Here is a 23,416-nt window from a genome sequence, read left to right as displayed (position 1 = left end):
ATATGGTTGAGCGCCGTCCCTGGCTGGATGTCCTGGCCCACGTAATCCTGCTCTGCGGCGTGGCCGTGGTGGCATTCCCGCTGTACGTCACTTTCGTCGCGTCGACGCAGACCGCGCAGGAAGTGGCGTCCGCCCCCATGTCGCTGATCCCTGGCTCGCACCTGGTCAGCAACTACATGCAGGCGCTGTTCGCCGGTTCCGGCGGCGGCTCCAGCGGCGCGCCGGTCGGCCGCATGATGTACGTCAGCCTTGTCATGGCGCTGTCGATCTCCATCGGCAAGATCGTGATTTCGCTGATGTCGGCGTTCGCGGTGGTGTACTTCCGCTTCCGCTTCCGCATGTTCTTCTTCTGGATGATCTTCGTCACGCTGATGCTGCCGGTGGAAGTGCGCATCGCGCCCACGTACAAGGTCGTCGCCGACCTGGGCCTGCTCAACAGCTATGCCGGCCTGGCGCTGCCCCTGATCGCGTCGGCCACCGCCACCTTCCTGTTCCGCCAGTTCTTCCTCACCGTGCCGGACGAACTGGTGGAAGCCGCCCGCATCGACGGCGCCGGCCCCATGCGCTTCTTCCGCGACGTGCTGCTGCCGTTGTCGAAGACCAGCATCGCCGCGCTCTTCGTCATCCAGTTCATCTACGGATGGAACCAGTACCTGTGGCCCTTGCTCATCACCACCAAGGAAGACATGTACCCGGTGGTCATCGGCATCAAGCGCATGGTCAGCGGCGGCGACAGCGTGACCGAATGGAACCTGACCATGGCGACCGCCATGCTGGCCATGCTGCCGCCCGTGCTGGTCGTGATTCTCATGCAGAAATGGTTCGTCAAGGGCCTGGTCGATACGGAGAAGTGACGCACCCGCGTCCGCCGCGCCCCCTGCCCCACTGAACAAGGCTACAACCCAGCGAACAATCGTATGGCTACCCTCAGCTTCCGCAACGTCAAGAAAACCTACGCCGGCAACGTGCCGGTCATCCACGGCATCGACGTGGACATCGCCGACGGCGAGTTCGTCGTCATCGTCGGGCCGTCGGGCTGCGGCAAATCCACGCTCATGCGCATGGTGGCCGGCCTGGAGGAAATCACCAGCGGCACCATCGAAATCGATGGCAAGGTAGTCAACAACCTGGAGCCGGCCGAGCGCGATATCGCCATGGTGTTCCAGAACTACGCCTTGTATCCGCACATGAGCGTGTTCCAGAACATGGCCTACGGCCTGAAGATCCGCAAGATGCCCAAGGACGAGATCCGCAAGCGCGTCGAGGCCGCCGCGCAGATCCTGGAACTGGGCCCGCTGCTGGAGCGCCGCCCGCGCCAGCTGTCCGGCGGCCAGCGCCAGCGCGTGGCCATGGGCCGCGCCATCGTGCGCGAGCCCAAGGTCTTCCTGTTCGACGAGCCGCTGTCCAACCTGGACGCCAAGCTGCGCGTGGCCATGCGCCTGGAACTGCTCAAGATGCATCGCCGCCTGGGCACCACCAGCCTGTACGTGACCCACGACCAGGTGGAAGCCATGACGCTGGCGCATCGCATGATCGTCATGAACAAGGGCATTCCGGAACAGATCGGCACGCCGATGGAAGTATTCGAAAAACCGGCGTCCACCTTCGTCGCCAGCTTCATCGGCTCGCCGCCCATGAACCTGATCAATGTCCACGCCCACGGCGACGGCACGCTGAAGACCGAGGATGGCCTGGACCTGGCCATCCCGCCCACCGCGGTGCCCGGCGCCGTGCGCGGCCGCGACATCATCATGGGCATGCGGCCCGAGCACATGGTGCTGAATTCGCCCGGCATGCGGGTCGAGGTGGAGATGGTCGAAACCCTGGGTTCCGAGCAACTGGTGCATGGCCGTTGCGGCAAGGCATCGGTGGTGGTGCGCTGCACGACCCGGCAGATGCAGGAAGCGGTCATCAAGGCCGGCGACCAGTTGAACATCGGCCCGGACGGCCGGCACGAACTGCACTGGTTCGAAACCCACGGCGGCAAGCGCGCGCAGGGGACTTGAACGGCACGGGCAGCCATGCCCGCGATGACGGCGCCCCCGGCTTCCGGCGGCGCCGTTTTTTCTTGCCGGCGTCAGGCGGCGGCGGGCCGCCTGGCGACGCGTGCCCGCACCTCCGGTGTCGCCAGGCAGGTCGCGACGGCCTCGTAGCCCGGGGCGCGCGGATAAGGCGCCACGCGCGTGGGCGGGCTGTGGTTGGCCGGGCACAGGATGATGGCCTCGTCCGGCCCCACCGCCGCCAACTCCAGGATGGACGACGACCGCGTCATCAGGAACAGCGGCCTGGACAACAGCGCCGCCCGCTGGCGCAGATAGGCGGCCAGGGCTTCCTGCGTGGCCTGGGCCAGGTCCTGTTCCACCATGTCGACCACCAGGGCGCCCGTGCCGTCGGCCTCCATCGCCGCCAGCAGCACGGTCAAGGCGTCCGAGGCCTCGGCCCCCTCGCCCGCCAGCCAGGCGGCGGCCTGTTCGACCCGCGCCCGCAGCGCGGGATCGGCCTGGAGCCGCGCCATCGACGCCGCCATGTTGGCCGCGTCCAGCCGGTCCAGGCCCAGGAAGCGCGCCTGCGGCAGGTGGTCGGCGATGCATTGCGCCAGGCGCGTCTTGCCGCTGCCCAGCGACCCGATGAGATAGTTCAGCGGGCGGATGTCGTCCAGCGCGAACCACTCCCCGGCCCAGGGCCAGGGCAACGCGAAGGCGGCGCCCGGCCAGCGGCGGCCGTGCAGCACCGCAGCCAGGTCGCTATCGGTCGGTATCGTGCCGCGCGCCAGCCCGGATAGCATGTCGCGCAGCTTGTCCAGCTTGCGGACGCGCTCCAGGATCTCGCGGTCCAGCACCGCCTCGTGCGCGCGCAAGGCCGCATCCAGGCTTGCGCCCGCGCCGGCCAGCACCTCGGCCACCTGTGCCAGGCTCAAGCCCAGGGCCCGCAGCGCCGCCACCTCGCCCGCGCGCGCCATGTCCGCGGGACCATACAGCCTGTATCCGGCGGCGGTACGGCCGGGCGCCACCAACCCATGCTGCTCGTACAGCCTCAGGGTCTTGATGGACACGCCCAGCCGCCGCGCGGCCTCGGAGGCGATCAATTGAAAAGGGACCGTATTCGTCATCGCAAACCTCGTTGTCATCGACCAGGAGCATCCAGGATGAGGTCGGTCCCAGGGAACGGGTCAAGCGATCCTGGGCCGGACGGTCAGGGACTGGCTCAATACCGCCACGGGTCCCTGCACGTCGTGCACGATGCTGTGGGTCACGCCCAGGCCGGTGGGCCCGAACCCGACCTTCGTATCGAAGCCCACCCAGTCGCCTACGGGCTGCCGCAGCAAATGGGCCGTCAGGTCTATGTTCGGAAACGCCACGTCCTTGGGATGGGCGCGCGGGGTCACCCCGTTCGCGGTATCGAGCAGCCCCAGCAGCCTGGCGGTCGGGCTGGCCTCGGCGCCGGCCAGCAGGCTTACGTCGGTGTTGACCCAATAGGTCGCGGCGCCGGGGGTCGATTCGTCGCGCCGCAACTGCACGCTGCGCACGAAGCCGCCCGGCCAGACGCCGGTCATGTCCCAGGACGGCAAGGCGTCCGGCGCGGGCAGCCGGGCGTAGGGATCGCCCGCCACCGCCTGGGTATCCATCGTGGCCATGAGCCACGCCCGCAGCGTGAGTCCCACGCGCCCCGCGTGGAGCAGGCGGGCCTCCACCAGTTCTATCGTCTTGCCCGGCCGGATGACCTCGATCTCGACGTCGCACGCCTCCATGGGCAGGACGCCGTAGATGTCGTAGCTGGCGCGCCCGATCTGCAGCCCATCCTGGCGCCGGCCGTCGCGATGGGTCTCCACCAGGTGTGCCAGCAAGCCCAGGGCGGGCGCGATATGCTGCTCGGCGGGATTCCAGCCGCCGCCCACGTAGGACGTAGGCACGAAGCGCGACGCGCTTATCAATTCGAAATACGATGATGGCCGGGAAGCGTTTGAGTTTTTCATGCGACGCCTGAAGGAGGAGTTGATCATGGATGCGGACAATATTATGCGCATCCTTATGCGGATCCGGCGCTTTCGCGCCGGCGACGAGGCCGGCGGGGCCGGAACCGTAGCCGGCTGCCCGCCATCATCGCGTCCTGGGCTCCCGGGTGGCACGGCACGCTGGAAAGCCGGCTCAATTGATGCAGGTCAAGGCCTGGGGCCGATGCGTCGCGGCACAGGCATGTAATATCGACGCCATCGACCTGCCGCCATCCTGCCCGGGACCGGCGCGCCTCCTGGGAGAATGCCATGGATCGGATAGAGAATCGCACGTATGCCGAACTGAGCGTCGGCGACTCGGCCAGTCTCGCCCGCACGCTTTCCCATCGCGATATCGAACTCTTCTCCGTCATGGCGGGCGATGCCGCGCCCATGAACCTGGACGAGGGCGTGACGCATAGCGAGCAGTTCCAGGCCACGGTGGCGCATGGCATGTGGGCGGTGGCCCTGCTCTCGACGGTGCTGGGCACCCGGCTGCCCGGGCCGGGCACGATGTTCCTGGACCAGTCCCTGCATTTCGCCCGCTCCATCGCCGTCGGCGATGCCATCACCGTATCCGTGTGCGTCACGGCCAAGGACGATGCGACGCACCGCGTCACGCTGGACTGCCGGGCGGTGAACCAGAACGCCGAGGACGTCATCGTCGGCACGGTCCAGGTGGCCGCCCCGACGGAGAAGGTCTCGCGTCCCCGCGTTGCCCTGCCCGACGTGGAGCTGGTCCAGCGCGGCCGCGGCTACGAACGCCTGATCGCCATGACCCGCGGGCTTGCGCCCTTGCGCACGGCCGTCGTGCATCCGGTGGACACGCCGTCGCTGGTCGGCGCCATCGAAGCGGCGCGTGCCGGGCTCATCGTGCCGGTGCTGGTCGGTCCCGCCGCCAGGATCCAGGCTGCCGCCGAACATGCCCGCATCGACCTGGCGCCCTACGAGATCGTCGCCACGGAACACAGCGACGCCGCCGCCCGGCAGGCGGTTCTGATGGCGCGCGCGGGGCAGGTGCAGGCCTTGATGAAAGGCTCGCTGCATACCGACGAACTGATGCGCGCCGTGGTCAGCGGCGCGGACGGCCTGCGAACGGCGCGGCGCATCAGCCACGTGTTCGCCATCGACGCACCGGCCTATCCGAGACCCCTGTTCGTCACCGATGCGGCGATCAATGTCGCGCCCACGCTGGAAGACAAGCAGGACATCATCCAGAACGCCATCGACCTGGTGCACGCCCTGGGCATCGCGCAGCCCCGCGTCGCCATCCTGTCGGCGGTGGAAACCGTCACGGGCAAGCTGCGCTCCACGCTGGACGCCGCCGCGCTCTGCAAGATGGCGGACCGGGGGCAGATCACCGGCGGCATCCTCGATGGCCCCCTTGCCTTCGACAACGCCGTCTCGGCCGCCGCGGCAGCCACCAAGGGCATCCACTCGCCCGTGGCCGGCCGCGCGGACATCTTCGTGGTGCCCGACCTGGAAGCGGGAAACATGCTGGCCAAGCAGCTCGAATACCTGGCCGGCGCCCAGATCGCCGGCATCGTGCTGGGCGCGCGCGTACCCATCATCCTCACCAGCCGCGCGGACGAGACCTTGGCGCGCCTGGGCTCCTGCGCCATCGCCCTGCTGCTCGCCCGCCACCAGGCCGTCGCCTGATCCTCACCAGGCCTTAGCCTGACCGGCTGAACAAGCTGGCGCGGCGTTTCATCGATCACCGACCGGGCGAGCCACGCCAACCGGTTGCGCAGCGGTAATCGCCCTTCCCGCCAGTTCCTCCTCCAGTTTCCCTTTCCTCTCCTCGGCGCGAACCAATCGCGTGCCTGTGTTACCCACTCGCGTTGGCGGCGTGTCGGGGCGCGGGTCTTGTACGCGACTGGCGCGGCAGCGGCGATACCCGTCACCGGATCGCCGAATCACCGCTGCTGGGGCAAGACCCTGCCCAGGGCCGGACAAGAGGAAGCAAAGGATGTCGATCGAACTCTGGATTGCCTTCGTCGCCACGTCGGCGGTGCTGCTGGCCATGCCTGGCCCGACGGTACTTACCATCGTCAATTATTCGATCTCGCACGGCCGGCGCGTCAACGCACCGCTGGTGACCGCCGTGGCGCTGGGCGATTCGACCTGCCTCGCCATGTCGCTACTGGGCCTGGGCGCCTTGCTGGCCGCGTCGCCATTCTGGTTCGCCGCGGTCAAGTACGCGGGGGGACTTTACCTGCTCGGCCTCGGCTATCGGCTGCTGCGGGCACGCGCCGCGGCGGTTGGTCCCGACGACGCGGGGGCAGCGCAGCCGTACTGGAAGTTGAGCCTGAACGCCTACCTCGTCACCGCGCTGAATCCGCAGGCCATCACGTTCTTCGTGGCCTTCCTGCCGCAATTCGTCGATCCGCAGGGCGATGTAACGCGCCAGTCATGGATGCTGGCCCTCACCTTCGTGGCGCTGGGCATGGTGAATTCCGCCGTCTATGCCGGCTTCGCCAGCAGCGCCCGGCGGCTGCTCGCCACCCCGCGCGCGCATCGCCTGATCCAGGTCATGGGTGGCGTCCTGCTGTCCGCCTTCGGCGTGGGCGCCCTGCTTGCGCAAAGGGCTTGAAAGAGGATTCAATAGGGGCTCGGCCACGCCAGGCGACGACGGTCTACGGCCGGCCACGGCCGCCAGACCCGAGCACAATCGGCCACAGCCCACCACCATGGGCTACAACACACCTTAAGCGATCATAAGGGGCGCACTCCGATGTCCATCGAATCATGGATCACGTTCGTCGCCGCATCGGCGATCCTGCTGGCCATACCCGGACCCACCATCCTCACGGTGATCAGCTACTCGATGTCGCACGGCCGGCGCGCCAACGTTCCCCTGGTGGCGGCCGTCGCGCTGGGCGACTCCACGGCCCTGTTCCTTTCCCTGCTGGGCCTGGGCGCCCTGCTCGCGGCGTCGGCGTTCTGGTTCACGGCCGTCAAGTACGCAGGCGGCCTTTACCTGCTCTACCTGGGCTTGAAGCTGCTGCGCGCGGGTGTCGCGCCGGCGGTGCTGGCGCAGGCCCCGCGCATGGATACGCGCTGGAAGCTCTTTCTCAACACCTACCTGGTGACCGCGCTGAACCCCAAGGGCATCGTGTTCTTCGTCGCCTTCCTGCCGCAATTCGTCGACCCCAAGGGCAACGTCACGCAGCAACTGTGGCTGCTTGCCATGACCTTCGTGTCGATGGCCGCGTTGAATGCGACGCTCTATGCGGTCTTCGCCAGCTCGGCGCGGCGGCTGCTGGCCACCCGGCGGGCGCAACGCGGCTTCCATCTCACCGGCGGCGCGCTGCTCTCGGCCGCCGGCATCTGGGCCCTGCTGGCGAAACGGCCTGTCTAGGCACGCCGCCCACGCACACCGCCAGGCCTGGCCGCGGGCAGCCGGTCAACGCGCCGGCCTTATCGCGGCTATCCGTCAACGCGACTGAACCCCGCACGCTCAACCGTGCTTGCCGATCGCGCGCGCTGCCCGGATCACCAGCGGCCCCAGCTCCTGCCGCGCCCGCGCCAGTGTCCAGCGGGGCTTGGGCACGGAGATATTCACCGCGCCGATCGCCTCGCCATGGTCATCCTGGATCACCGCCGCGACGTTCACATCGCCAGGGAAGAATTCTTCGTCGGCATAGGCGTAATGGTCACGCCGCGCCTCGTCGATCAATAGGCGCAAGGCGGCGGGATCGGTGGTGGTCTTGGGGGTGTGCTTGATGCGCGCGATGCCGCGCAGCTTGCGATCCAGTTCGGCCGGAGGCAGTTGGGCCCACATCGCCCGCCCCGACGCCGAGGCGGCGCACGGGATACGCGTGCCCGCCGGCAGGTAGACGGGAATATGCCGCGCGGGCGCCACGCGCATGACGAAAACCATATTGTCTTCGCCATCCGGAACGGCCAGGTTGACGATTTCGCCGCACTCCTGGTTGACCTGGTGCAACACCGCATGCGCGTTCTGGAACAGGGGTTGGCGGTACAGGTAGCTATACCCCAACCCCACGGCCTTCACCGTCACGCTGTAGCGCTTGCTGCGCGGGTCCCGCCGCAGATAGCCGGTCTGCTCCAGCGTATGGGCCACCCGCTGCGCCGATCCCAGCGTAATGCCATTTTCCCGCGCGATTTCCTGCAGGCTCAGCGAGGCATGGGCGCGAAAGGCCTGCAGCACGGCCAGCCCTTTTTCCAGGGACTGGATCATCAACGCGGAGGACTCGGACATGGTGTCTCCAAAAACTCGGGTGGCGGGGCGTCCACGGCATAACGTGCCCTAGGGAAACCCTTACGTTGTTGCGACAGCGGATGCGCAGTATAAGTATGCCCATCTTAACTATCGCTATTCGTAGAATATTATCGAATAGCGATAATTCTACAGCAAGGGACGATGAAGCAAGTATTGGCTACAGAAGGCCCGGGCGACGCCTGCCCGCCGCCCCGCCTGCCCGCCGCCGTCGACGTCGCCATCATCGGCGGCGGAATCGTCGGCATCAGCGCCGCCTACGCCCTGGCCCGTGCCGGCGTACGCGTGGCCGTATTCGAAAAAGGCACGCTGGCCTGCGAGCAGTCCTCGCGCAATTGGGGCTGGGTGCGCACCCTGGGTCGCGATCTTCCCGAAGTGCCGCTGGCGCTGCGCGCCAACCAGTTGTGGCAGGACATCCAGGCCCTCGCCGATGTCGGCTTCCGCCGCAATGGCATGCTCTATCTGCAGGAAACCCAGGACGACGCGGCCGGCCACCAGTCCTGGCTCGACGGCGCCAAGAGCCATGGCGTCGACGCCCGGATGCTGGACAGCCACGCCGTCCGCCAATTGCTGCCGCCATCCCGGCGCCCTTGGACCGGCGCCATGTACAGCCCGACTGACGGCGTCGCCGAGCCCCACCTGGCCACCGCCGCGATCGCCCGCCTGACCCGCGCCGCGGGCGGCCTGATCTACGAGAACTGCGCCGCGCGCGGCGTCGAGCGCAGCGCGGGCCGTGTATCCGCGCTCGTCACCGAACGCGGCACGGTTGCCACGCCCGCGGTGCTGGTGGCGGCCGGCGCCTGGTCGCGCCTGTTCTGCGGCAACCTGGGCGCCGACTTTCCGCAACTCAAGGTGCGTGGCTCGGTGCTGCGCACTGAGCCGATCGACGCCGGCCTGGACGTCGCGATCAACGGCAAGGACTTCACCTGCCGCCGGCGCGCGGACGGCGGCTACACGGTGTCGCAGTTCGGCGCGTCCATGGCGGACATCGTGCCCGACAGCTTTCGCCTGCTGCCGCATTTCCTGCGCCCCTGGCTGGCCAACAACAGCTTCGTACGGCTGCGTTTCGGCAAGCGTTTTTTCGAGGAACTCGCCATCCCGCGCCACTTCGCGCAGGACCAGGTCTCGCCTTTCGAAAACCATCGCATGCTGGACCCGCGGCCGTCCGCCCACGGCATTGCGCTTGCCTGGAAGCGGCTGCGGCACGCCTTCCCCGTCTTCGAGCACGCACGTATCGCCCACTCATGGGCGGGTTATATCGACGTGACACCCGACGCGATGCCAGTGATGGATGCCGTGCCCGGCTTGCCGGGCTTGTACCTGGCCTCGGGCTTTTCCGGCCACGGCTTCGGCATCGGGCCGGCCGCCGGCGAAGCGATGGCCCAATTGATACGCGGGCAGACGCCCGGCGTGGATCTCCACCCTTTCCGCTTCGACCGCTACGGCACCTAGCCGGCGACCATTGCACCGAACGCGCCACTCGCTCCCCGGCCCCTGACCACACATCCCCTTTCCCCAATTCCCCCAGGAGACTTCCTACATGGATAGCCACTGCGCCGACCTCCACCGACGCGCCACCATCATCGACGGCCTGGTTTTCTTCAGCGACGGCAGCACGCGCGACATGCTTGCCGGCGGCGTCAGCGCGATCAACGTCACCGTCAGCGACATGGGCGCCGATTTCGAGCAGGCCTTGAAGGACGCCATGACCTGGCGCGAGCGCTGCGCCGCGCCGGACAGCCCCTGGTTGCTGGTGCGGTCCGCCGACGATATCGCGCGCGCCAAGCAGGCCGGCAAGCTGGGCCTGATCATGGGATGGCAGAACGGCAAGCCCCTGGGCGACCAACTCGACCGGCTTGCCCTCTTCCACACGCTGGGCATCCGCGTGATCCAGCTGACCTATAACGAAGCCAACCTGCTGGGCGACGGCTGCCTGGAAAAGCGCAACGCCGGGCTCAGCGACCTGGGCCTGAAGATGGTCGAGGAGATGAACCGCGTCGGCATCGCCATCGACCTCAGCCACTGCGCGCCGCGGACCTGCCTGGACGCCGCGCGTCACAGCCGCAGCCCCGTCTTCCTGACGCATGCCAACGCCAATGCCGTGATCCAGCGCCCACGCAACAAGTCCGACGAGGTGATCAAGGCCGTCGCCGACACCGGCGGCGTCATAGGCTGCAGCATCCATGCGTACCTGAGCTGGCGCGGCGATCCGCGCCAGCAACCGCTGCTGGAGGATTTTGTCGCCAACGTGAAGCACATCGGCGAGCGGGTCGGCTACGAGCATGTCGGTATCGGCACCGACTTCCCCTCCGCCGATACCTATGAGGCCGTACGCCACGTCATGGTGATGTCGCGCACCAAATACGCCAAGTCGGGCGGCGACTTCTCGGATGCCTTCGGCGACGTCATGGAAGCGCGGTATCCGGTGGAAACTCCCACACCCGCGCAATTCCCCGTCTTCACCGAAGCCCTGCATCGCGCCGGCCTGGGCGACAGCCAGATCCTGGGCGTGCTGGGCGGCAACTTCCAGCGTGCCTTCGCGCGTGCATGGACCGCGGCCTGAATCCCTGGAGATCCCCATGAAATTCCCCTTGCCCCGCCCGCATCAAGGCCGTCCCGCCGGCCGCCCCATCGGCGTCGCCGCCATCGTCCAGGGCGTGCGCCAGGGCTGCGCTGCCGCCGCCCTGGCGCTCACGGCTCTCGCCGGGTCGCCCACGACAGTGCACGCCGCCGACGCCTATCCGGCCTACCCCGTGCACATCGTCGTGCCGTACCAGGCCGGCGGTTCCACCGATATCGTGATTCGCAAGTTCGCCGAACTCGCCGCGCCCAAGCTGGGCCAGCCCATCATCATCGAGAATCGCGGGGGCGCAGGCGCGACCCTGGGCGCGCGGGCCATCAAGACGGCGCGGCCGGACGGCTATATGCTGGCCATCCTGCCCAGCCCTGTCTTCCGCATGCCGCACATCCAGGACATGGGGTACGACCCGGTCCACGACTTCACGTACATCATGATGCTCAGCGGCTACACGCTGGGCGTCGCGGTGCCTGCCGATTCGCCCTACAAGACCTGGGCGGACTTCATAGGCTACGCGAAAAAGCACCCGAACGAAGTCACGTACGGTACGGCCAGCGTGGGCAGTGCGTCCAACGTGATGATGGAGGACATCGCCACCCGCAACGGCGTGACGTGGCGCCATATCCCATACAAGGGCGAAGCCGACGTGCTGACCGCGGTCATGGGCGGCCAGATAACGGCGTACGCCGGGTCCACGACCGTGCAGCCGATGGTGCAGGCCGGGAAGATGCGGATGCTGGTGACGTGGGGCGACCAGCGCAGCGTGCAGTATCCCGACACGCCCACGCTCAAGGAACTGGATGGCACGCCGCCCGCCAACGCGCCCTTCGGCATCGCCGGACCCAAGGACATGCCACCCGCGGTCGTCGCCAAATTGCAGGCCGTGCTCAAGCAGGTCGCCGAAACCGATGCGTTCAAGCAGGTGCTGGCGCAATATGGACAGGAATTGGTCTACATGGATGGCAAGGCGTACGCGGACTACGCTGCCAGGCAGTACGCGCTGGAGGCGGATATCGTCCGCAAGCTGGGATTGGCGTCGAGCAAGTAGGGCAGGCAGCACCGGCATGATCCGGCGCATGACCCGATCCATGCGCCGGTGGCAGTATCCAAGGAGATCACGATGATTGCTTGCGTACCTGCTTTCCTCCGGCGCGCGCACGCCGGGAGTCCGTCACTCGCCCCTGCCCGGGGCGCCACCGGCAATCGGCGCCCGGCACGCGACGGCCGGCGTCTCCTGCGCCTGGCGGCCGCCGCCCTGCTCGCGTGCACCGCCGGCGCTGTCGTGCAGCGTCCCGCCCACGCCGCACCCCTCGACACCGCGGGATGGCCGGACAAACCGATACGCCTGGTCGTCGGTTATCCGCCAGGCGGCGGCACCGACACCGTGGCGCGCGTCCTGGCGCAACAACTGGGCAAGGTCCTGAAGCAGTCCATCGTTGTCGAGAATCGCGCCGGTGCCAGCGGCACCATCGCCACGCAACAGGTCATCCGTTCCGAGCCGGACGGCTACACGGTCCTGTTCGCCACGGCGTCGCCGCTGACCGGCGCGCCACTGACCGTCAAGGGCCTGACCTACGATCCCTTGAACGACCTCATCCCGGTCACCCGCATCGGCGGCGGCCCCTTCATCCTGGTGGCCAATCCGCAGTTCCCGCCCGGCAACCTGAGCGAGCTGGTGGCCTATGCCAAGGCGCATCCCGGCGAGATCAACTACGCGTCGCCAGGGATCATGACCGCCAACTTCTTCTTCGCCGAACTGCTGAACATGCAGGCCGGCATCAAGACCGCCCACGTTCCCTACAAAGGCAGCGCGCCACTGCTCAACGATGTGATGGCGGGACAGGTCCAGTACACGCTGGACACGCCGGGCACCACGCTGCCGCTGATACACACCGGCAAGCTCAAGGCGCTGGCGATCTTCAGCGAGCAGCGGCTGGCGCGCGCGCCCGACATCCCCACGGCCAAGGAATCGGGCTTTCCCGACCTGGTCGGCGGGTCCTGGTACGGCCTGCTGCTACCCAAGGGCACGCCGCCGGCTATCGTCGACCGCCTCTACCAGGCAACCCGGACGGCCTTGTCGAGCGAAGACGCTCGCCGCGCGATGGAAGCACGCGATGTCGTCATCGAAGGCAGCTCCCCGGATCAGTTCCGCCAATACCTCCAGGCCGAATTCAAGCGCTGGAAAGACGTAACGGGGAAACTGGGCATCAAGCCGCAGTAACCCGCGGCCCCATAGCGCAAGACACCCCACGCAAGACGCCATACGAAGGCCCGCACACCTCGGCAAGCCGCCCCGAACTGGAGACATCCATGTCCACCACGCCCTATGCACCCGACCTTACCGCCGGCAGCGCTCCCACTTCGATGCGACCGGCGCTGGCCGGCCTGAACCACATGATTTCCGCCGGCCACTACCTGGCCACCCAGGCGGGCATGGACGTGCTGCAGGCCGGCGGCAATGCGGTGGACGCCGGCGTGGCGGCCGGCATCGCCCTGGGCGTGGTCCAGAGCGATATCGTCAACTTCGGCGGCGTCGCTCCCATCCTGGTGTACCAGGCGCAAACCGGCCAGGTGTGGAGCATCTCGGGGCTGGGCTACTGGCCCAAGGCGGCTCGCCTGGAAACCTTCCTGGAAAAGCACGGCGGCACCATACCCGCCGGCGTGCTGCGCACCGTGATCCCGGCGGCGCCCGATGCCTGGATCACCGCGCTGGAACGCTTCGGCACCATGAGCTTCGGTGAAGTCGCGGCTGGCGCCATCCGGCTGGCCCGGCAAGGCTTCGTCATGTACCCGCTGATGGCGGAAGTCCTGGCTGACAACGCCGCGAACTATGCGCGCTGGCCTTCCAGCGCGGCGGTCTACCTGCCGGGCGGCAAGCCGCCCGCGGCCGGCGACATCTTCCGGCAAACGGACCTGGCGGCCAGCATCCAGTACATGGCCGACGAGGAGCGCGCGCGCCAGGGCGACGGACGCCTCGCCGGCCTGGCCGCCGCCCGCCGCGCGTTCTACGAAGGCGATATCGCCGCCGCCATCGTCAAGTACCACGAGCAGGAAGGAGGACTGGTCACGCACGAAGACCTGCGCGGCTTCTCCGTCGAGGTCGACCCGGCCCTGGCTATCGACTTCCGCGGCACGCGCGTACATAGCTGCGGCTTCTGGTGCCAGGGGCCGGCGTTGTTGCAAATGCTGAACATCCTGGAACCGCGCGACCTGTTGGCGCTGGGCCACAACACGGCGCCCTACGTGCACCTGTTGACCGAAGCCATCAAGCTGGCCTTCGCGGACCGCGAAGCGCACTATGCCGATCCCCGGCATGTTGCCGTGCCGCAAGAGGCGCTGCTGTCCAAGGCCTATGCGCGCGAACGCCTGGCCATGATCGCGCCCGACCGCGCCGGTCCCGACATGCCGCCCGCGGGCCGCCTGCCCGCCGCGCGGGACATCGCGCTACGCGTCGCGGGCGCCGACGACATGGCTCGCACCGACCCGCGCCTGGACACATCCTATGTCGCCGTGGTGGACAAGCATGGCAACGCGTTCTCGGCCACGCCCAGCGACGGCTCCTACAACATCCCGGTCATTCCCGGCACAGGCATCTGCGCGTCGGGGCGCGGCAGCCAGTCCTGGGCCGAGGCCGGTCATCCCTGCGCCATCGGCCCGGGCCGGCGGCCGCGCCTGACGCCTAATCCCTCGTTGGCGATCCGGCCGGGGCAATACGTCATGCCTTTCGGCACGCCGGGCGGCGATGTCCAATGCCAGGCCATGCTGCAAACCTTCCTGAACATCGAGGTCTTCGGCATGGACGTGCAGCAGGCCATCGAGGCCCCGCGCTTCGCCACGTTCAGTTTCCCCTCGTCCTTCGAACCCCATAACGCCATGCCGGGCCGATTGATGATAGAAGACCTGGTCGACCGCGCCGTCGGCGAACAACTGGCCGCCATCGGCCATACCGTCAAGTGGTGGCGCGACCGCAGCTGGCGTGCGGGAGCGATGTGCGCGGTGCGCCACGACCTTGTCTCCGGCATACGCTGGGGCGGGGCCGACCCCCGCCGGCCGGCCTACGCGGCCGGGTGCTGAGGGCTGCGGATTCGGGCCGCGGATTCGGGCGGCGGATCCGGGCGGCGCTCCTACACCATCCCGCCATTGGCCCGGATGACCTGGCCGTTGATCCATGCGCCTTGCGGGCCGGCCAGGAACGCCACGACATTGGCGATATCGGCGGGCGTGCCCAGGCGCTCCAGCGGATTCATCCTGGCCAGGCGGTCGATCAGTTCCGGCGTCTTGCCGTCCAGGAACAGGTCGGTGGCCGTGGGGCCCGGCGCCACGGCATTCACGGTGATGGATTTACCGCGCAGCTCCTTGGCCAATATGTGCGTCAAGGCCTCGACGGCGGCCTTGGTGGCGGTATAGACGCCGTAGGTCTCCAGGCGCGTGCCGACCAGGCTGGTCGACAGGTTCACGATCCGGCCCCCGTCGCGCACGCGGCGCGCCGCTTCCCGCATGACGTTGAAGCTGCCTTTCAGATTGATGCCGACCAGGCGGTCGAAGCTGGCGTCGTCGACCTGCGCAATGGGGGACAAGGCCATGATGCCGGCATTGTTCACCACGACGTCGACCCCGCCCCAGCGGGCCTGCACCGCATCGTAGAGACGCCGCACCGCGACGGGATCGGCGACATCGGCCTGCAAGGCCACCGCCGCGCCGCCCGCCGCCTCGATACGGGCGGCCAGCGCCTCGGCGTCGTCGCGGCGCCCGGCGTAGTTGATGGCGACGGCGTGGCCGTCGGCGGCCAACCGCTCCACGATGGCCGCGCCGATGCCGCGCGACCCGCCTGTGACCAGCGAGACGAGACGGGCGGGACCGGTTGAAATGGTTGAAGCGGTTGAAGTGGCCGAAGCGGAAACGGTCTGACTGGGGGCTAGGCTGTTCATGATGTGGCTCCTGGATTGAAGTGCGGTTGGTATGAACGGCACTTTATTAGTTCTTACCTTTCGGATAATCTCCATGGATCTGTCATCGCTATTCGGAAAATCGAACAATGGACCGCTTCGACGCCATGCGCGTCTTTGCCCGTATCGTGGAACGTCGCAGCTTCACCCGTGCGGCGGATGACCTGGGCTTGCCGCGCGCCACCGTCACGGACGCCATCAAGGCCATGGAAACGCGGCTGGGCGTGCAGTTGCTGCGTCGGACGACGCGCCAGGTGACGCCGACGCTGGAAGGCGAGGCGTACTACGGCCGGTGCCTGCGCCTGATCGCCGACATGGAGGACGCCGAAAAAGCGTTCGCCGACGCGCCGCCGAAAGGCCTGCTGCGCATCGACGTGCATGGGACCATGGCCCGGCACCTGTTGTTCCCCCATCTGCCGGCCTTCCTGCTGCGCTATCCGGACATCGAGCTGGATGTCAGCGAAGGCGACCGCTATGTCGACCTCGTGCGCGAAGGCGTGGATTGCGCGGTGCGCGTGGGCAGGTTGCAGGACAGCGACCTGGTCGCGCATCGCCTGACGCAATTGCCCGAAGCCACGGCGGCCTCGCCGGATTATTGCAAACGCCATGGCCTGCCACGCGACCCGGGGGATATGCGGGGCCACCTCATGGTCGGCTTCAAGTCCACGAACACGGGCACCCTGCTGCCCCTGGCATTTCGGCGCGACGGCCAGGTGCACGAAATCGCCCTGCCGTGCCGGGTGCGCGTCAGCGGCGCCGAATCCTATGTCGGCGCGGCGTGCGCCGGCCTGGGCATCATCCAGTCGCCGCGCTATCGGCTGGAAGCCCTTTTCGCCGCGGGCCAGTTGACGCCCTTGCTGGAGGACTTCCCGCCGCCGTCCAATCCGGTGTCCATCGTCTACGCCCGCACGCGCCTGCCTTCGCCGCGCCTGCGCGCCTTCATCGAGTGGGCCGATACGGTCTTCATGACGCCGGCCCCGGGGTCGCCTGCAAGGTCCGCAGTACGTTCCGCTCCGAACGTAAAGGCCGACGGAACGTAAAGGGCCTGCCGAACAAAGGACCTGCCGAACAAAGGACCTACCGAACGTCGGAGAAAATGAGGGTGATTCCTATGCCCCGGCCATCCAGTCCCGGCCCCCATTCGATCCGCGCACCGTGGCACGTTGCAATCTGCGCCACCAGCGACAAACCGATGCCGCTGCCACGCTCGATGGCGCCGGGCACGCGGTAGAAACGGTCGAACACACGCTCGCGTTCGACGACCGCGATGCCGGGACCATTGTCCGCCACGCTGAGTTGCGCGCCACCTTGCGGCAATGGGCCGCAGCCCACCCGGACGCAGCCGCCTTCGGGGGTATAGCGCAATGCATTGTCCAGCAGGTTGCGCACCAGCACCCCCAGCGCGTCGACATTGCCGCGGATGGTGGTGGCCCGGGTGTCCAGGATGATGCGCTGTTGCCTGGTGTTGGCCAGCACTTCGCTGTCACGCGCAATCATTTCGATCAGGTGGTCCAGCGGCACGGCCTCGATTTCACTTTCGTCCTGGGCCTGCATGCGCGCTTGTTCCAGCAACTGTTCGGCCAGGCGCGACGTGCGCGACGCCACGTTGCGCAGCTGTTCCACCGCCTGGGCACGCGCCGATTCGCTGTCGCTGCGCAAGGCCAGGTCGGCATAGGTGCCTAGCGCCGCCAGCGGCGTACGCAGTTCGTGCGCCGCGTCGGCCAGAAAGCGCCGTTCCCGGTCCAGCGACGCCGCCAGCCGTTCCAGCAAACCGTTGATGGCTCCGATGAAAGGCCGCAGTTCGCCCGGCATGCCCGCGGCGGGCACCGGCGTCAAGTCCATGCCGGTACGGTTGACGATGGCGTCTCGCGCCCGGTCCACGGGACGGAAAGCGCGGCGTATCACCACCCATGTGAGGCCCGTCAACGCCAGGAAAAGCGCGGTGAAAAACCCCAGCTCGCTCCACATCCGCGCCATGGTGTCGTCCTGCAATTTATCGACCGACTTGGCGAACTGCACCTGCACCAGGCCATCCGCATCCGACAATGCATAGACGCGCCAGGGTTCGCCACGCACCATGACATCCTGGAAACGATCCTGGAAACCGGGCACCATCGGTCGGTCAGGCGCGGTGGGCGAGCGCACGAGAAGCCGCTTGTCGGCCAGCGACCAGACCTGGAAGGTGGAGGTTTCCCCGTCGAAGGTCGACGATGCAGGCAGGTCAAAATGGTCTTCGCGCGCCGGCTCGGCCTGCAGCAGGCTGGTGGGCAGCGACAGCAGCACCTTTTGCGCGCCGTAGCGCACGCTTTGGTCCAGCATGCCGGTTTCGGCCCGCATCTGCTGCACATAGATCAGCAAGAACACGATCAGCCAGGTGGCCAGCATGGCCAACAGCAGGGTGATCGCCAGCCGCCTGCGCAGCGTGATCATGGCGCGGTGCCCGCCACCATGCGGTAACCCAGTCCGTGCTGCGTTTCGATCAGCCCCTCGCCCAGCTTGCGCCGAAGTTGGTGGATATACACGGCCACCGTATTGCTCTCGATCGTGCCGCTGCTGCCATAGACCGCCACCTCCAGCTGGTCGCGGCTGACGGTTTGGCCCATGCGTTGCATCAAGGCCAGCAGCGTATGGTATTCATGCGCGCTCAGGCTGACTTCCTGGCCACCTCGCTTGACGATGCGGCCCGCCGGCTCCAGCACCACGTCGCGGCAACGCAGCGCGGACACCACGCTGTTGCTGCTGCGCCGAAGCACGGCGCGCAAGCGCGCCAGCAACTCATCCAGCTGGAACGGCTTGACCAGGTAGTCGTCGGCGCCCGCGTCCAAGCCCTTGATGCGTTCGCTCAGGCGGTCGCGCGCGGTAATGATCAATACGGGCGTGGTATCGAAACGACCGCGCAGCGCCTTCAGCAGCGCCAGCCCGCTGCCGGCGGGCAAGCCCAGGTCCAACAGCACGGCGCGATAGTCGTGGTCCACCAGCGCCAGTTGGGCATCCGTCAGCGTGCGGGCCCAGTCCACGTCGGCGCCGTCCGCGGCCAGGCCCGCGCGCAAGGCATCGCCAAGCATGGAATCGTCTTCGACAAGGAGGATACGCACGCACGCTCCAGAGCGCCGTCAGGCACGGCGCGGCGGGGTCTTAAAGAAATATTAAAAGTCGATCAGGACAATGCCGGCCTATCCCGGGGCGCGTGCCCACGGCCACTGTCATGAACGAAAGGAAGCCCTGATGCGGATGAGTATAGTAGCAAGATGCCTGATGGCGAGTGCGGTGCTTGGCGGCGCCTGCGCAGGCGCCGCGCAGGCGCAGGAACAGGCGACGAACGGCATAGGACTGGGGGTCGGGGTCGTTCCGGTCTATGAAGGATCCCGCGAATATCACGCGCTGCCCGTGCCGCTCTTTAACTACCATTCCGGCAATTTCTTCATCACGCCCCGCATGGGCCTGCCCGCCATGGGCTTGAAGACGTCCCTGGCGCCCGACCTGGACGCGGGCGTGTTCCTGGGGCTGAACCTGGGACGCAAGGCCGACGATGCCGACCGCACCAAAGGCCTGGACGACATCAAGTTCCACGCCGCCTACGGGACCTATGTGGAATGGCATCCGGGCCGCTATTCGCTGGGCGCGGGCTACAAGCAGGCGGCGCGCAACGGCTATGGCGGCACGCTGGAACTGCGCGCTTCCTATGCGGCGATCAAGACCGAGCAAAACACGGTGCGGGTGGGCGTCAGCACGGAATGGGCCGACCACGACACCATGCAGACCTGGTTCGGCGTAACGTCATCGCAAGCCGCGCGCAGCCGCGAGGGTTTGTCGACGTACTCGCCGTCGTCCGGCTTCAAGTCGGCGGCGCTCTTCACCACCTGGTCGTATCGCATCAATGCAAGCTGGAGCACGGTGTCCACCATCGGTGTCCACACCTTGCTGGGCGACGCGCGGGACAGCCCGCTGACCGAGCGTAAGACCAATCTGTTCGGTTCGGTGGGGGTCATGTACCGGTTCTAGGAAGGCACGGTACGATTTCGCCGGCTTTCGCCGGCTCGCGGCCAGCAATCAGAGGCGGTGCCCCGCCTCTCCCCGTCTTTAACCAGCGCCCTGCGCTTCCTCCGGCCGCGGCTCAGGCTGTTCTTCCGCATGGTCGGACCGCGGCCCCCACGAATCCCGATGCGTGCTGAGCGCCAGCCTGCGGTCGCGCGCGATGGACTGCTCCAGCGTCTCCTGCGCGCGCTTGGCCACCGTGATGCGCAAGCCCTCGTCCTCGAAATTGGCGGTCGTTTCTTCCAGCATGTTCACGTTGTTGCGGCGGAAGGCGTCGGCCACCTCGCGCGCCTCGTAGGGATCCATGCCCAGCGCCTGCAAGGCGTGGCGGCCGGCGGTCAGCGCCGACTCGAACATTTCGCGCTCGACCACGTCCACCCCGCGCTGGCGCAGCTGGTAGTAATGCACCGCGTCGCGCGCCCGCGCGACCACGCGCAAATGGGGAAAGTGCTCGGCCGCCACGTCCACCAGCCGCAGATTCTCGGGCACCGTATCGATGGCGTTGACCAGCACGCGCGCCCGCGCCGCGCCGGCGGTCTCCAGCAACTCCGCTCGGGTGGCGTCGCCATAGAACACCTTCATGCCGAACTTGCGCAAGGTCTCGATATTGTCCGGATCGTGGTCCAGCACCACCACCTTCACGCCATTGGCCAGCAGCAAGCGGCCGGCGATCTGGCCGAAACGGCCGAAGCCCGCGATGATGACGCTGGCGCCATCATCATCGATCTCGTCATCCGCGCGCCGCTTGCGTGGCCGCCGCCGCTCCAGTGCGTCCAGCACCGCCAGCACGATGGGCGTGGCCGCCATGGAAAGGGCCACCGCCAGCGTCAGCAGGCGTGACCAGTCGTCCGGCAGCACCCCCGCGTCGTGCGCGCTGCCGAACACCACGAAGGCGAATTCGCTGCCCTGTCCCAGCAGCGTGGCGAACAGCACGCAGCGCCCGCCGCCTATGCCCAGCATATGGGACAGGGCCCACAGCAGCACGAATTTCAGCACCAGGAAGGCCAGCAGCAGCGCCAGCACTTGCAGGGGATGGGACAACAGCGTGCCGAAGTCGATGGACATGCCCACGCCGATGAAGAACAGTCCCAGCAGCAGTCCCTTGAACGGCTGGATATCGCTTTCCAGCGCGTGCCGGTATTCCGAGCTGGCCAGCAGCACCCCGGCCAGGAACGCGCCCATGGCCATGGACAGCCCCGCGCTCTCCATCAGTTCGCCCACGCCGATCACCAGCAGCAGCGCCACCGCGCTGAACACCTCGCGCAGTCCGGACCTGGCCACGAAACGCAGCAGCGGCCGCGCCAGGTAGCGGCCGCCCACCACCGCGATCGACAGCGCGATGACGATCTTCAAGGTCGCTACCCCCAGCGTGTCGCCCTCGCCGCCCTTGCCGCCTGCCAGCAGGGGAATCAGGGCCACCAGGGGAATCGCCGCCAGGTCCTGGAACAACAGCACCGAGAATGCGCGCTGCCCCAGCGTGGTCTGCTGCAGGCTGCGTTCGTTCATGGCCTGGACGGCGATGGCCGTGGAAGACAGCGCCAGCGTCATCCCCACCAGCAGCGCCACCCGCCACTCCATGCCTTGCCACCAGACCAGGGCGCCCAGCGCGGCGCCGCAAACGGCCATTTGCAGCGCGCCGCCGCCGAATACCGGCACCCGCAGGTTCCACAGCCGCCGGGGGTCCAGCTCCAGGCCGATCAGGAACAGCATCAGGACAACGCCGATCTCCGCGAAATGCAGGATCTCGGTCGGGTCGTCCACCACCCGCAGCCCCCACGGACCGATCACGCAGCCCGCGATCAGGTATCCCAGCACCGATCCCATGCGCGCCCGCACCGCCAGCGGCACGAACACCACTGTCACGGCCAGGTAGACCAGGACCTGCAGCAACAATTGATCGTTCATGGACGGCCTCCGCTATCCTGGACACCACCGGCCTGGTCATAGCCGCCGGCCAGCGCCTCCAGCATTTCCCGATAGCGGGCGCCGGCGCCGGCCAGCTGCTCCTGCGTCAGCGTGGTCACGCCGTGCAGGGAAAATGGCGGCAGCCAGCGCATGCCGCATTGCTCGCCGGCGTTGCGCAGGGGCTGCGCCAGCAGGGCCAGGTCGGTCTCGCCGCAACGGCTGAAACTGCCCGCGTCGCCGCCGGTGGTCACCGTCCACAGGACGTCCTTGCCGCCCAGGCTGGCCGCCCCCTTGCCATAGGCCCAGCCGTATTGCAGCACCTTGTCCATCCACAGGCGAAACAGCGCTGGCGACCCGTACCAGTGCATGGGGTGCTGCCAGACCACCAGGCGCGCCGGCGCCAGCGCGTCCTGTTCGGCCGCGACGTCGATGCTGAAATCGGGATAAAGGTCGTAGAGGGACCGGACCCGCACGCTGTCCATGCCCTCCAGGGCATCGAGCAAGGCGTTGTTGGCGCGCGAATGGCGGGGGTAAGGATGGGCGTAAATGATGACGATCATCGGTGATCCTGGACGGACGGCGGCGCGATATGAAACGATGTTAGCCTTGGCGTTTGGAATTCGCGAGGCTGGCATGGCAATCACGCAAGTGGATCTTATCGGAGCGCCCACCGATGTCGGCGCAAGCATACGCGGCGCATCGATGGGGCCCGAAGCCTTGCGCGTCGCCAGCCTGCCCCTGGCCCTCGAACGCCAGGGCCTGCGGGTGGCCGATGCCGGCAACCTGGCCGGCCCGACCAATCCCTGGCATCCGCCGCGCGACGGTTTCCGCCACCTGGAAGAGGTGGCGCACTGGAACCGGTCGGTCCACGAAGCGGTGCTGGGCTCCCTGCAAGCCGGGCATTTTCCCATATTGATGGGAGGCGACCATTGCCTGGCGATCGGATCGGTCAGCGCCGTGGCGCAATATTGCCGCGCCGTCGGCCGCAAGCTGGTCGTACTGTGGCTGGACGCCCACGCCGACGCCAATACCCACGACATCACGCCCACCGGCAATATCCATGGCATGCCGGTGGCCTGCCTGTGCGGCCAGGGTCCCGACGCCCTCACGCGCTTGAGCGATACCTATCCGGCCGTGGACGCCAAGGCCATCCGCCAGGTCGGCATCCGCAGCGTCGATGCGGAGGAAAAACGCCAGCTGCGTGCGCTGGGCCTGCGCGTCTTCGACATGCGCCACATCGACGAGAACGGCATGCGCCTGACCATGGAACAAGCCCTGGCCGAGGTCGATGCGGACACCCATCTGCACGTCAGCTTCGATGCGGACTTCCTGGATTCGGTGGTGGCGCCCGGCGTCGGCACGCCGGTCCTGGGCGGTCCCACCTACCGGGAAGCGCAACTGTGCATGGAAATGATCGCGGATACCGGCCAACTGGCCTCCCTGGACCTGATGGAGCTCAATCCCGCGTGCGACGTTCGCAACCAGACGGCGGAAGTGGTGGTCGACCTGGTCGAGAGCCTGTTCGGCAAATCCACCCTGATCCGCAAGTAGGCCGCCTCGCCGGCCCGGGTGCCGCCGTCTCCGGACCGGATGGCGCTACACGGGGTCCTTGAGTGGTTCACACTCTGTTGCGATAATGACCGGCTTCGTCCTCGGCCGGAAGCCGCCGGACGGGATCCCTTCCCCCAACAAGACTCTGTCACCCGCGAGACCTCACC

General features: G+C 67.5%; 21 protein-coding genes. 13 read left to right on the top strand and 8 right to left on the bottom strand.

What is annotated here, in order from left to right; all coding sequences use genetic code 11:
* Positions 1–2: 2 nt before the first annotated feature.
* A complete protein-coding gene (gene ugpE / locus C7R54_RS09735) occupies positions 3–854 on the top strand; it encodes a sn-glycerol-3-phosphate ABC transporter permease UgpE (RefSeq protein ID WP_129149974.1) in 852 nt (283 codons plus the stop codon).
* 63 nt (positions 855–917) lie between these two features.
* Positions 918–2,006: a sn-glycerol-3-phosphate import ATP-binding protein UgpC gene (locus C7R54_RS09730; RefSeq protein WP_129149973.1), complete on the top strand. Its 1,089-nt coding sequence runs from the start codon at positions 918–920 to the stop codon at positions 2,004–2,006.
* Between the two features lie 71 nt (positions 2,007–2,077).
* Here the strand turns inward: C7R54_RS09730 and C7R54_RS09725 are convergent, their stop codons facing one another.
* Complete coding sequence (locus C7R54_RS09725) at positions 2,078–3,109, bottom strand: MerR family transcriptional regulator (RefSeq protein ID WP_129149972.1); 1,032 nt, start codon at positions 3,107–3,109, stop codon at positions 2,078–2,080.
* Positions 3,110–3,169: 60 nt separating this feature from the next.
* The gene (locus C7R54_RS09720) at positions 3,170–3,973 is read right to left on the bottom strand and encodes a thioesterase family protein (RefSeq protein ID WP_129149971.1); all 804 of its coding nucleotides are present in this window, start codon (positions 3,971–3,973) and stop codon (positions 3,170–3,172) included.
* 288 nt (positions 3,974–4,261) lie between these two features.
* Between C7R54_RS09720 and C7R54_RS09715 the strand changes: the two genes are divergently transcribed.
* The 3 genes from C7R54_RS09715 to C7R54_RS09705 all read left to right on the top strand — a co-directional run bounded on the left by C7R54_RS09715 (position 4,262) and on the right by C7R54_RS09705 (position 7,352).
* On the top strand, positions 4,262–5,650 hold the full coding sequence (locus C7R54_RS09715; protein WP_129149970.1) for a bifunctional enoyl-CoA hydratase/phosphate acetyltransferase: 1,389 nt from the start codon (positions 4,262–4,264) through the stop codon (positions 5,648–5,650).
* A 310-nt stretch (positions 5,651–5,960) separates the two neighbouring features.
* Positions 5,961–6,584, top strand: coding sequence for a LysE family translocator (locus C7R54_RS09710; protein ID WP_129149969.1), 624 nt, complete (start codon positions 5,961–5,963; stop codon positions 6,582–6,584).
* A gap of 141 nt (positions 6,585–6,725) precedes the next feature.
* Positions 6,726–7,352 (top strand): LysE family translocator, encoded by a 627-nt coding sequence (locus C7R54_RS09705; RefSeq protein WP_129149968.1) that lies wholly within the window; start codon positions 6,726–6,728, stop codon positions 7,350–7,352.
* 99 nt (positions 7,353–7,451) lie between these two features.
* Here the strand turns inward: C7R54_RS09705 and C7R54_RS09700 are convergent, their stop codons facing one another.
* Positions 7,452–8,216 (bottom strand): IclR family transcriptional regulator, encoded by a 765-nt coding sequence (locus tag C7R54_RS09700; protein WP_240039451.1) that lies wholly within the window; start codon positions 8,214–8,216, stop codon positions 7,452–7,454.
* 162 nt (positions 8,217–8,378) lie between these two features.
* On the opposite strand from C7R54_RS09700, the gene C7R54_RS09695 reads away from it, so the two are divergent.
* From C7R54_RS09695 to C7R54_RS09675, 5 genes are all read left to right on the top strand, one after another.
* On the top strand, positions 8,379–9,686 hold the full coding sequence (locus tag C7R54_RS09695) for an NAD(P)/FAD-dependent oxidoreductase (protein WP_129149967.1): 1,308 nt from the start codon (positions 8,379–8,381) through the stop codon (positions 9,684–9,686).
* Between the two features lie 88 nt (positions 9,687–9,774).
* Positions 9,775–10,797: a dipeptidase gene (locus tag C7R54_RS09690; protein ID WP_129149966.1), complete on the top strand. Its 1,023-nt coding sequence runs from the start codon at positions 9,775–9,777 to the stop codon at positions 10,795–10,797.
* A gap of 16 nt (positions 10,798–10,813) precedes the next feature.
* Positions 10,814–11,860: a tripartite tricarboxylate transporter substrate binding protein gene (locus C7R54_RS09685; RefSeq protein ID WP_129149965.1), complete on the top strand. Its 1,047-nt coding sequence runs from the start codon at positions 10,814–10,816 to the stop codon at positions 11,858–11,860.
* A gap of 72 nt (positions 11,861–11,932) precedes the next feature.
* Positions 11,933–13,033: a Bug family tripartite tricarboxylate transporter substrate binding protein gene (locus C7R54_RS09680; protein WP_129149964.1), complete on the top strand. Its 1,101-nt coding sequence runs from the start codon at positions 11,933–11,935 to the stop codon at positions 13,031–13,033.
* A gap of 89 nt (positions 13,034–13,122) precedes the next feature.
* Positions 13,123–14,886 (top strand): gamma-glutamyltransferase family protein, encoded by a 1,764-nt coding sequence (locus C7R54_RS09675; protein ID WP_129149963.1) that lies wholly within the window; start codon positions 13,123–13,125, stop codon positions 14,884–14,886.
* Between the two features lie 50 nt (positions 14,887–14,936).
* Here C7R54_RS09675 and C7R54_RS09670 read toward each other — a convergent pair whose 3' ends face one another.
* A complete protein-coding gene (locus C7R54_RS09670; protein ID WP_129149962.1) occupies positions 14,937–15,740 on the bottom strand; it encodes an SDR family oxidoreductase in 804 nt (267 codons plus the stop codon).
* Positions 15,741–15,847: 107 nt separating this feature from the next.
* Here C7R54_RS09670 and C7R54_RS09665 point away from each other — a divergent pair, with 107 nt between their 5' ends.
* Positions 15,848–16,798 (top strand): LysR family transcriptional regulator, encoded by a 951-nt coding sequence (locus C7R54_RS09665; RefSeq protein ID WP_129149961.1) that lies wholly within the window; start codon positions 15,848–15,850, stop codon positions 16,796–16,798.
* Positions 16,799–16,835: 37 nt separating this feature from the next.
* On the opposite strand, the gene C7R54_RS09660 is transcribed toward C7R54_RS09665, so the two are convergent.
* Both C7R54_RS09660 and C7R54_RS09655 read right to left on the bottom strand, forming a co-directional pair.
* On the bottom strand, positions 16,836–18,188 hold the full coding sequence (locus tag C7R54_RS09660) for an ATP-binding protein (protein WP_129149960.1): 1,353 nt from the start codon (positions 18,186–18,188) through the stop codon (positions 16,836–16,838).
* Positions 18,185–18,853, bottom strand: a complete 669-nt coding sequence (locus tag C7R54_RS09655) for a response regulator transcription factor (RefSeq protein WP_129149959.1) — start codon at positions 18,851–18,853, stop codon at positions 18,185–18,187. Before C7R54_RS09655 ends, C7R54_RS09660 begins: the two co-directional genes overlap by 4 nt.
* 130 nt (positions 18,854–18,983) lie before the next feature.
* On the opposite strand from C7R54_RS09655, the gene C7R54_RS09650 reads away from it, so the two are divergent.
* Complete coding sequence (locus C7R54_RS09650; protein WP_129149958.1) at positions 18,984–19,760, top strand: MipA/OmpV family protein; 777 nt, start codon at positions 18,984–18,986, stop codon at positions 19,758–19,760.
* A gap of 78 nt (positions 19,761–19,838) precedes the next feature.
* On the opposite strand, the gene kefC is transcribed toward C7R54_RS09650, so the two are convergent.
* Positions 19,839–21,698, bottom strand: a complete 1,860-nt coding sequence (gene kefC, locus C7R54_RS09645) for a glutathione-regulated potassium-efflux system protein KefC (protein WP_129149957.1) — start codon at positions 21,696–21,698, stop codon at positions 19,839–19,841.
* Positions 21,695–22,258 carry a glutathione-regulated potassium-efflux system oxidoreductase KefF gene (gene kefF, locus C7R54_RS09640; RefSeq protein WP_129149956.1) on the bottom strand — a complete coding sequence of 188 codons (564 nt, stop codon included), beginning with the start codon at positions 22,256–22,258 and terminating at the stop codon, positions 21,695–21,697. Before kefF ends, kefC begins: the two co-directional genes overlap by 4 nt.
* A 73-nt stretch (positions 22,259–22,331) precedes the next feature.
* On the opposite strand from kefF, the gene rocF reads away from it, so the two are divergent.
* Entirely contained in the window at positions 22,332–23,249 is a 918-nt protein-coding gene (gene rocF, locus C7R54_RS09635) for an arginase (RefSeq protein WP_129149955.1), read from the top strand.
* Positions 23,250–23,416: the final 167 nt, after the last annotated feature.

The sequence above is a fragment of the Achromobacter aloeverae genome (assembly GCF_004121055.1).
GTDB classification, from domain to species: Bacteria; Pseudomonadota; Gammaproteobacteria; order Burkholderiales; family Burkholderiaceae_B; genus Bordetella_C; species Bordetella_C aloeverae.
Note: the sequence above shows the minus strand (reverse complement) of the source record. Positions and strands in the feature narration are given on the sequence as shown.

Bases quoted from the DNA above. Each gene is read 5' to 3' on its own strand.
- ugpE (WP_129149974.1), top strand. From the start codon at position 3: ATGGTTGAGCGCCGTCCCTGGCTGGATGTCCTGGCCCACGTAATCCTG.
- C7R54_RS09730 (WP_129149973.1), top strand. From the start codon at position 918: ATGGCTACCCTCAGCTTCCGCAACGTCAAGAAAACCTACGCCGGCAAC.
- C7R54_RS09725 (WP_129149972.1), bottom strand. From the start codon at position 3,109: ATGACGAATACGGTCCCTTTTCAATTGATCGCCTCCGAGGCCGCGCGG.
- C7R54_RS09720 (WP_129149971.1), bottom strand. From the start codon at position 3,973: ATGAAAAACTCAAACGCTTCCCGGCCATCATCGTATTTCGAATTGATA.
- C7R54_RS09715 (WP_129149970.1), top strand. From the start codon at position 4,262: ATGGATCGGATAGAGAATCGCACGTATGCCGAACTGAGCGTCGGCGAC.
- C7R54_RS09710 (WP_129149969.1), top strand. From the start codon at position 5,961: ATGTCGATCGAACTCTGGATTGCCTTCGTCGCCACGTCGGCGGTGCTG.
- C7R54_RS09705 (WP_129149968.1), top strand. From the start codon at position 6,726: ATGTCCATCGAATCATGGATCACGTTCGTCGCCGCATCGGCGATCCTG.
- C7R54_RS09700 (WP_240039451.1), bottom strand. From the start codon at position 8,216: ATGTCCGAGTCCTCCGCGTTGATGATCCAGTCCCTGGAAAAAGGGCTG.
- C7R54_RS09695 (WP_129149967.1), top strand. From the start codon at position 8,379: ATGAAGCAAGTATTGGCTACAGAAGGCCCGGGCGACGCCTGCCCGCCG.
- C7R54_RS09690 (WP_129149966.1), top strand. From the start codon at position 9,775: ATGGATAGCCACTGCGCCGACCTCCACCGACGCGCCACCATCATCGAC.
- C7R54_RS09685 (WP_129149965.1), top strand. From the start codon at position 10,814: ATGAAATTCCCCTTGCCCCGCCCGCATCAAGGCCGTCCCGCCGGCCGC.
- C7R54_RS09680 (WP_129149964.1), top strand. From the start codon at position 11,933: ATGATTGCTTGCGTACCTGCTTTCCTCCGGCGCGCGCACGCCGGGAGT.
- C7R54_RS09675 (WP_129149963.1), top strand. From the start codon at position 13,123: ATGTCCACCACGCCCTATGCACCCGACCTTACCGCCGGCAGCGCTCCC.
- C7R54_RS09670 (WP_129149962.1), bottom strand. From the start codon at position 15,740: ATGAACAGCCTAGCCCCCAGTCAGACCGTTTCCGCTTCGGCCACTTCA.
- C7R54_RS09665 (WP_129149961.1), top strand. From the start codon at position 15,848: ATGGACCGCTTCGACGCCATGCGCGTCTTTGCCCGTATCGTGGAACGT.
- C7R54_RS09660 (WP_129149960.1), bottom strand. From the start codon at position 18,188: ATGATCACGCTGCGCAGGCGGCTGGCGATCACCCTGCTGTTGGCCATG.
- C7R54_RS09650 (WP_129149958.1), top strand. From the start codon at position 18,984: ATGCGGATGAGTATAGTAGCAAGATGCCTGATGGCGAGTGCGGTGCTT.
- kefC (WP_129149957.1), bottom strand. From the start codon at position 21,698: ATGAACGATCAATTGTTGCTGCAGGTCCTGGTCTACCTGGCCGTGACA.
- kefF (WP_129149956.1), bottom strand. From the start codon at position 22,258: ATGATCGTCATCATTTACGCCCATCCTTACCCCCGCCATTCGCGCGCC.
- rocF (WP_129149955.1), top strand. From the start codon at position 22,332: ATGGCAATCACGCAAGTGGATCTTATCGGAGCGCCCACCGATGTCGGC.